Source organism: Yoonia sp. (genome assembly GCF_046292185.1).
Taxonomy (GTDB): Bacteria; Pseudomonadota; Alphaproteobacteria; order Rhodobacterales; family Rhodobacteraceae; genus Yoonia.
Window position 1 is genome coordinate 1 of the sequence record NZ_JBKBQY010000135.1, and the last position, 5,854, is coordinate 5,854.

At 61.6% G+C, this 5,854-nt stretch carries 8 protein-coding genes and 1 pseudogene; 4 read left to right on the forward strand and 5 right to left on the reverse strand.

The annotated features are described in order from the left end of the window. Both ACK4TM_RS16625 and ACK4TM_RS16630 read left to right on the forward strand, forming a co-directional pair. A pseudogene (locus ACK4TM_RS16625) lies at nucleotides 1-71 on the forward strand (peptidylprolyl isomerase); the annotation flags it as partial. Continuing rightward, nucleotides 64-609: a peptidylprolyl isomerase gene (locus ACK4TM_RS16630; protein WP_409703428.1), complete on the forward strand. Its 546-nt coding sequence runs from the start codon at nucleotides 64-66 to the stop codon at nucleotides 607-609. The pseudogene ACK4TM_RS16625 and the gene ACK4TM_RS16630, both read left to right, overlap by 8 nt. A gap of 70 nt (nucleotides 610-679) precedes the next feature. On the opposite strand, the gene ACK4TM_RS16635 is transcribed toward ACK4TM_RS16630, so the two are convergent. Then, nucleotides 680-2,074 (reverse strand): protein adenylyltransferase SelO, encoded by a 1,395-nt coding sequence (locus ACK4TM_RS16635; protein WP_409703431.1) that lies wholly within the window; start codon nucleotides 2,072-2,074, stop codon nucleotides 680-682. Then, nucleotides 2,071-3,012, reverse strand: a complete 942-nt coding sequence (locus ACK4TM_RS16640; RefSeq protein WP_409703434.1) for a nucleoside hydrolase — start codon at nucleotides 3,010-3,012, stop codon at nucleotides 2,071-2,073. Before ACK4TM_RS16640 ends, ACK4TM_RS16635 begins: the two co-directional genes overlap by 4 nt. Before the next feature lie 121 nt (nucleotides 3,013-3,133). On the opposite strand from ACK4TM_RS16640, the gene ACK4TM_RS16645 reads away from it, so the two are divergent. Continuing rightward, the gene (locus tag ACK4TM_RS16645; protein ID WP_409703437.1) at nucleotides 3,134-3,367 is read left to right on the forward strand and encodes a hypothetical protein; all 234 of its coding nucleotides are present in this window, start codon (nucleotides 3,134-3,136) and stop codon (nucleotides 3,365-3,367) included. Between the two features lie 31 nt (nucleotides 3,368-3,398). Here ACK4TM_RS16645 and ACK4TM_RS16650 read toward each other — a convergent pair whose 3' ends face one another. Beyond that, nucleotides 3,399-3,758: a winged helix-turn-helix transcriptional regulator gene (locus ACK4TM_RS16650; protein WP_409703440.1), complete on the reverse strand. Its 360-nt coding sequence runs from the start codon at nucleotides 3,756-3,758 to the stop codon at nucleotides 3,399-3,401. Between the two features lie 85 nt (nucleotides 3,759-3,843). On the opposite strand from ACK4TM_RS16650, the gene ACK4TM_RS16655 reads away from it, so the two are divergent. After that, complete coding sequence (locus ACK4TM_RS16655) at nucleotides 3,844-4,626, forward strand: NADPH-dependent F420 reductase (RefSeq protein ID WP_409703449.1); 783 nt, start codon at nucleotides 3,844-3,846, stop codon at nucleotides 4,624-4,626. 181 nt (nucleotides 4,627-4,807) lie between these two features. On the opposite strand, the gene ilvN is transcribed toward ACK4TM_RS16655, so the two are convergent. Together ilvN and ACK4TM_RS16665 are read right to left on the reverse strand one after the other, a co-directional pair. Then, a complete protein-coding gene (gene ilvN, locus ACK4TM_RS16660) occupies nucleotides 4,808-5,371 on the reverse strand; it encodes an acetolactate synthase small subunit (protein ID WP_409703443.1) in 564 nt (187 codons plus the stop codon). Between the two features lie 4 nt (nucleotides 5,372-5,375). Beyond that, nucleotides 5,376-5,714 (reverse strand): hypothetical protein, encoded by a 339-nt coding sequence (locus tag ACK4TM_RS16665; RefSeq protein ID WP_409703446.1) that lies wholly within the window; start codon nucleotides 5,712-5,714, stop codon nucleotides 5,376-5,378. Nucleotides 5,715-5,854 lie beyond the last annotated feature (140 nt).

Genomic DNA, 5,854 nt, shown 5'->3' on the forward strand with positions numbered 1-5,854 from the left:
GCATCACCAAGGGTGAGCCGCCTGCGAACCCCGACCGGATGATCAGCGTGAAGGTGGCGGCTGATGTATAAGTCATTGATCGCAGCGGCCTTGCTGGCCAGCCCCGCCTATGCCGCCGGGCTTGAGATTGATATTGCCGGTGAAGCCAATGGCACGATTGTCATCGACCTGTTCGAGGATGTGGCGCCTTTGCATGTCGCCCAGATCACCGCGATTGCGGAAGCGGGCGATTATGACAATGTCGTCTTTCACCGGGTGATCGACGGGTTCATGGCGCAGACCGGCGATGTCGAAAACGGCGTGATGGGCGCGGATATGTCCCGTGCCGGTACTGGCGGGTCCGATCTTGGCAATATCCCGGCGGAGTTTTCCGATCTGCCGTTTGAACGCGGCGTGGTCGGCATGGCCCGGTCGCAGGACCCTGACAGCGCCAACAGCCAATTCTTCATCATGTTCGAACCGGGCTATTTCCTGAACGGTCAATATACCGTTGTGGGTGAAGTGACCGAAGGGATGGAGATCGTCGACGCGATCAAGCGCGGTGCCGGTGCCAATGGCGCGGTGATCGGCGCGCCGGATGTGATGGCAGCGGTAAGGGTGGTCGAGTAAACGCGGGGCGAGGCCCCGGATCAAGTCCGGGGTGTGACCAACACTGGCGCCCCGGGCTTGCTCCGGGGCGTCATGTCCCGCAAAAGGTGCGGGTGACGATTTCATCGATGAGCGGTGGCCGCGCGAAATCGGGATTTGCCTGATAGGGCTGCGTCACGGCGGCCAGCAGCGCGTCGAATGGCGCGAAATCCCCTGCGACACCTGCGCTGATCGCCGCCTCCACGCGGTGGTTGCGCGGGATGATCTGCGGATTGGCGCTTGCCATGATCCTGTCGGCATCCGGTGCCTTGCGCGGTTCCCACCGCGCAGACCACGCATCGAATGCAGCGCGGTCGATGAACTGATCGCGCGCCTGACCGCCGCTGAGCGCGGCGAAGGTGGCGGTGAAATCGGCGCCGTCCTGTTCCATCAGCGCCAGCAGATCGGTGATCAGGGGCATGTCCTTTGAACCGGGGTCCGCAATTCCCAGTTTGGCGGCAAAGACCCCCAGCCATGCCTTGCCATAGACCGGCGCAAAGTTATGCACGGCGGCGGTGAAATCTGCGACCGCCTTGTCCGCGTCATCCATCAGGGGGATCAGTGCTGTGGCAAATTGCGCCATGTTCCAGGCGGCGATCTGCGGCTGGTTGGCATAGGCATAGCGGCCCTGCTGGTCAATCGCGCTATAGACAGCGCCATGGCTGAAGGCATCGATAAAGGCGCAGGGGCCGTAATCGATCGTCTCGCCCGCGATGCTGACATTATCGGTGTTCATCACGCCATGCACGAAACCCAAGCCCATCCAATGCGCCACCAATTGCGCATAGCGCGCGATCACGGCGTCGAGCAGGGCGGCAGGGCCATCCGCATCGGGGTAATGCCGGGCGATGACATGGTCGGTCAGGGCGCGCAGGGCGTCCAGATCGCGGCGCGCGGCAAAGAATTGAAAGGTGCCGACGCGGATATGGCTTTGGGCCACGCGGGTGATGATCGCACCGGGGAGGCGGGTTTCGCGGTAGACATCCTCACCCGTGGTCACGGCGGCCAGCGCGCGGGTGGTGGGCACGCCCATCGCATGCATCGCCTCTGACACCAGATATTCGCGCATCACCGGGCCGAGCCAGGCGCGCCCGTCGCCGGAGCGGGAATAGGGGGTGGGACCGGACCCTTTGAGCTGGATATCGCGGCGGATGTTGTCGCTGCCGATCACCTCGCCCAGCAGGATCGCGCGGCCATCGCCCAGTTGCGGGTTCCAATGGCCGAACTGATGCCCGGCATAGGCCTGTGCCAAGGGGGTCGCCCCGTCGGGGATATGGTTGCCAGCGAACACCTGCGCGGCATCGGGCGCATGCAGGTCGATGCCGAGCGTTGCAGCCAGCGCGTCATTGCGCGCAAAGATCGCGGGACTGGCGACGGGCGTCGGCAATTGCGGGGTGAACATCTGCGCGGGCAGGGCGGCATAGGAATTGTCGAAGGTGATCTTCATAACAGGGCAAGTCTTTCGGCCAGCAGGGCATAGAACCGTTCGGCATCGATATCGCCGATGAACAGCGCGTTTTTGGGGCGGTCGGTGATGCCCCACCAATCTGCAACTGTCATCCCGAGGGTGAGTTCCGACCCCGTCTCAATCTCCACATTGATCAGGCGACCGGTAAACAGGCTGGGGTCGATCAGATAGGCCACGGTGCAGGGGTCGTGCAAAGGCGCGCCCTCTGATCCGTATTTTTCCATATCGAACCGTTCAAAGAAATCGGTCCAGGCGGCGACCATATCACCGACCTTGGTCCCCATCGCGCGGAAGGCGTCGATGCGGGCGCGCGTGGTCAGCGCCTTATGCGTCACATCCAGCGGCATCACCACCAGCGGGACGCCTGCGGCGAACACGATCTTGGCCGCTTCGGGATCGACATAGATGTTGAATTCCGCCGCCGGGGTGATGTTGCCCACCGCGAAATAGGCCCCACCCATCAGCACGATTTCCTGCACACGCGGAATGATATCGGGGGCGCGCAGAAACGCCGTGGCGATATTGGTCAGCGGGCCGATGGGCACGAGCGTGACCGTGCCGCTGGGTTCATCGCGCAGGGTCTGGATGATGAAATCGACGGCATGCTGATCCTGCAGCGGCATGGTGGGGTCGGCCATCTGCGGGCCGTCAAGACCGGTTTTGCCATGCACATGTTCGGCGGTGACCAGAGGGCGCGACAGGGGCGCGTCGCAGCCAGCGTAAACCTTGATATCGGGGCGTCCGGCCAGTTCGCAGACGATGCGGGTGTTCTTTTCGGTCAGGGGCAGTGGCACATTGCCTGCGACGGCGGTGATGCCCAGCACCTCGATCTCCGCCGGAGAGGCGAGGGCAAGCAGGATGGCGACGGCGTCGTCCTGTCCGGGGTCGGTGTCGATGATGATCTTGCGTGCGGTCATGGTCGGGTCCTTCTGCGCTTGGTCGCACCTTGTCGTCTGTGCGCGCCGGGGGCAAGTGGTTGGCCCTTGTGATCTTTGCGCGCGGCCCCCAGATAGGGATCATCTGATCGAGGAGATGACGATGCATAAAATCCTGCTGGCCCCTATGGCCGCCCTGCTGCTGGCGCTGCCCGCCATGGCGCAGAATGCCGATATCGATATCAACGGTGACGGGATGTACAGCCTTGCCGAAATCCGCGCCGCGCTGCCGGATTTCAGCGATGATGATTTCGACCGGCTGGACAGCAACAACGACGGCTTGCTGGACGCCGATGAAATCGCCGCCGGTGAGGCCGAGGGGCTGCTGCCGCGTTAAGGGGTCTACGAAGACGATTCCAGGCGGGTGATCATGCGTCGCCCGTCTCGACGCGCAAGAACGCCCAATCCACCAGTGCCTCTATGGACGGCCCGAGCCTTTTTCCTAGGTCGGTCAAGGTATACTCGACGCGTGGGGGCACCTCCGGATAGACGGTGCGGACCACAATGCCGTCTTTTTCCAGCCCTTTGAGCTGCTGGATAAGCATTTTCTGATTCACGCCCTCGATGCGGCGCTCCAGTTCCGAGAACCGCAGGGGGGTTTTGGACGCGAAAAGCTGGACGATGATGACGATCTTCCATTTGCCTTCCAGCACGCGCAGCGTCTCGCTGGTCGCGGCCGCCCAGACAAGCTGCTGTTTGGGGTCGTCGCATCGCCAGTCGCGTTCCATGACTTTTCTCCAGGTGCGTTACCCACCTTTTGGTAGGTTCTTGCTGATTTCTTATCTACTCCACAAATAGCGATGAGGAGGCGGTATTGTAAGACCGCGCAAACATCGCAAAGGACATGACATGAAAATCGGCATTCTCGGCACCGGCCATATCGGCAAGACACTGGTTCAGGAACTGAGCGCAGCAGGACATGACGTCAAAGTGGCCAATTCCCGCGGGCCGGAGACAATCGACCCCGACCTGCTGACCTCCGGAGCGCGGGCGGTCACAACCGAAGACGCATTGCGCGATGTCGACGCGGTTATTCTCTCGATCCCGCTCAACGCCATTCCCGGAATCGCCTCACGCGTCGGCGCGCTTCCGCAAGAGACGGTGGTGATCGACACGTCGAACTACTATCCGTTCCGCGACACCACCATCGACGCAATCGAGGCGGGTCAGGTGGAAAGCCTGTGGGTCGCAGAGCAGCTTGGCCGACCAATCGCCAAGGCCTGGAATGCGATCGGATCGGCGTCGCTGGCACACAAGCGAAAGCCGAAGGGAGAGGTGGGGCGACTTGCCATTCCCGTGGCCGCCGACCGCGACCGCGACCGTGACGTGGTGATGGCACTGGTCGAGGATACAGGGCTGGACGCGGTTTATTCCGGCACGCTCGCGGATTCGTGGCGTCAGCAGCCGGGCGCACCGGTCTACTGCACGGATCTGACGCGCGAAGAGATCGCGCCAGCCCTGTCCGCTGCCGAACGGGATCGGCTGCCCGCCCGCAGGGATCTCGGGGTCGCGGTGATGCAGGAAAGACTTGGCGACGGCACCACGAACCCTGACGCGGATTGGGGCGTCCGTTTGGTGCGTGCGATCAATATGTAACGGCTTCGTTCTTCTGAAGATGGGGCCTCGGCCCTGTTTTCAGAGGTGACAGGCACCGGCGCGATAGGCTCACCCGCGACAGTCCGCACCGTACCCAGGTATCGCGCGCCCATTTACCGCACAGAGCGCGTTTCATCCCGCCCTTCTATTTTCCAAAAATACTCCCGCGCGGCGCGGCGGATCAGACAGCACCCCGCGACAAGGCGGCGACACCTGTGCGCGCCACCTCTTGCAGGCCCAAAGGCCGCATCAGATCGGCGAAAGCGTCGATTTTTTCCGGCGTGCCGGTGATTTCAAAGACGAAGGATTCCAGCGTGCTGTCCACCACATTGGCGCGGAAGATATCGGCAAGGCGCAACGCCTCGACCCGGTGATCGCCCTTGCCTGCGACCTTGAACAGGCCCAGTTCGCGTTCGACGCTGGGGCCTTCGACGGTCAGGTCGTTGACTTTATGCACATCGATGATCCGGCCCAGTTGCGCCTTGATCTGGATGATGATCTGCGGCGTGCCGGTGGTGACGATGGTGATGCGGCTGCGGTGGCCCTGATGGTCCACTTCGGCGACGGTCAGGCTTTCGATATTGTAGCCGCGCCCGGCGAACAGGCCGATGACACGCGCCAGCACGCCGGGTTCGTTTTCGACCAGCACGGCCAATGTGTGCCGTTCCACAGTGTCGGAATAGCTGGGCCGCAGGTCATAGGCGGAATGGCTGGTAGAGCCTTTTTTGATCTTGAGCGGTGACATGATGTTATTGTCCTGTCGAGATTAGATTGAGACGGTCAACCACGCATTGCGAGGCGGCGTATGATTGATAGGTCGAGGGGTTTTCGGCATCGATTGAAACCAATGTCGTGAGAACCACGTCGATAACCCAATCATCAACTCCCCCAGAGACCATTGCCACGCGCATATCTGCCTCTGAGGTTCCCTGATGTTTGGCGCTGGCATAATCAGCAATCACTTTTCCCAAGTTATTGCATTCGACCAAGTCCTGACCCGTCACAGCAAAAATGCCATTTTCATCCGCCCAGACTGCTGATGCAGATAAAGTGACGATAGAGACAATTACATACGCAATGATCCTCATACCAGCACCGCGCCGCCGGCCTGAATGGCATCCTTGGTGGATGCATCGCCGAGCAGCATTTCGTTATGCGGCTTGCCCGAGGGGATCATCGGGAAGCAGTTTTCGTGCTTTTCCACCAGACAATCAAAGATGACCGGCCC

Bases quoted from the DNA above. Each gene is read 5' to 3' on its own strand.
- ACK4TM_RS16640 (WP_409703434.1), bottom strand. From the start codon at position 3,012: ATGACCGCACGCAAGATCATCATCGACACCGACCCCGGACAGGACGAC.
- ACK4TM_RS16665 (WP_409703446.1), bottom strand. From the start codon at position 5,714: ATGAGGATCATTGCGTATGTAATTGTCTCTATCGTCACTTTATCTGCA.
- ACK4TM_RS16635 (WP_409703431.1), bottom strand. From the start codon at position 2,074: ATGAAGATCACCTTCGACAATTCCTATGCCGCCCTGCCCGCGCAGATG.
- ACK4TM_RS16650 (WP_409703440.1), bottom strand. From the start codon at position 3,758: ATGGAACGCGACTGGCGATGCGACGACCCCAAACAGCAGCTTGTCTGG.
- ACK4TM_RS16645 (WP_409703437.1), top strand. From the start codon at position 3,134: ATGCATAAAATCCTGCTGGCCCCTATGGCCGCCCTGCTGCTGGCGCTG.
- ilvN (WP_409703443.1), bottom strand. From the start codon at position 5,371: ATGTCACCGCTCAAGATCAAAAAAGGCTCTACCAGCCATTCCGCCTAT.
- ACK4TM_RS16630 (WP_409703428.1), top strand. From the start codon at position 64: ATGTATAAGTCATTGATCGCAGCGGCCTTGCTGGCCAGCCCCGCCTAT.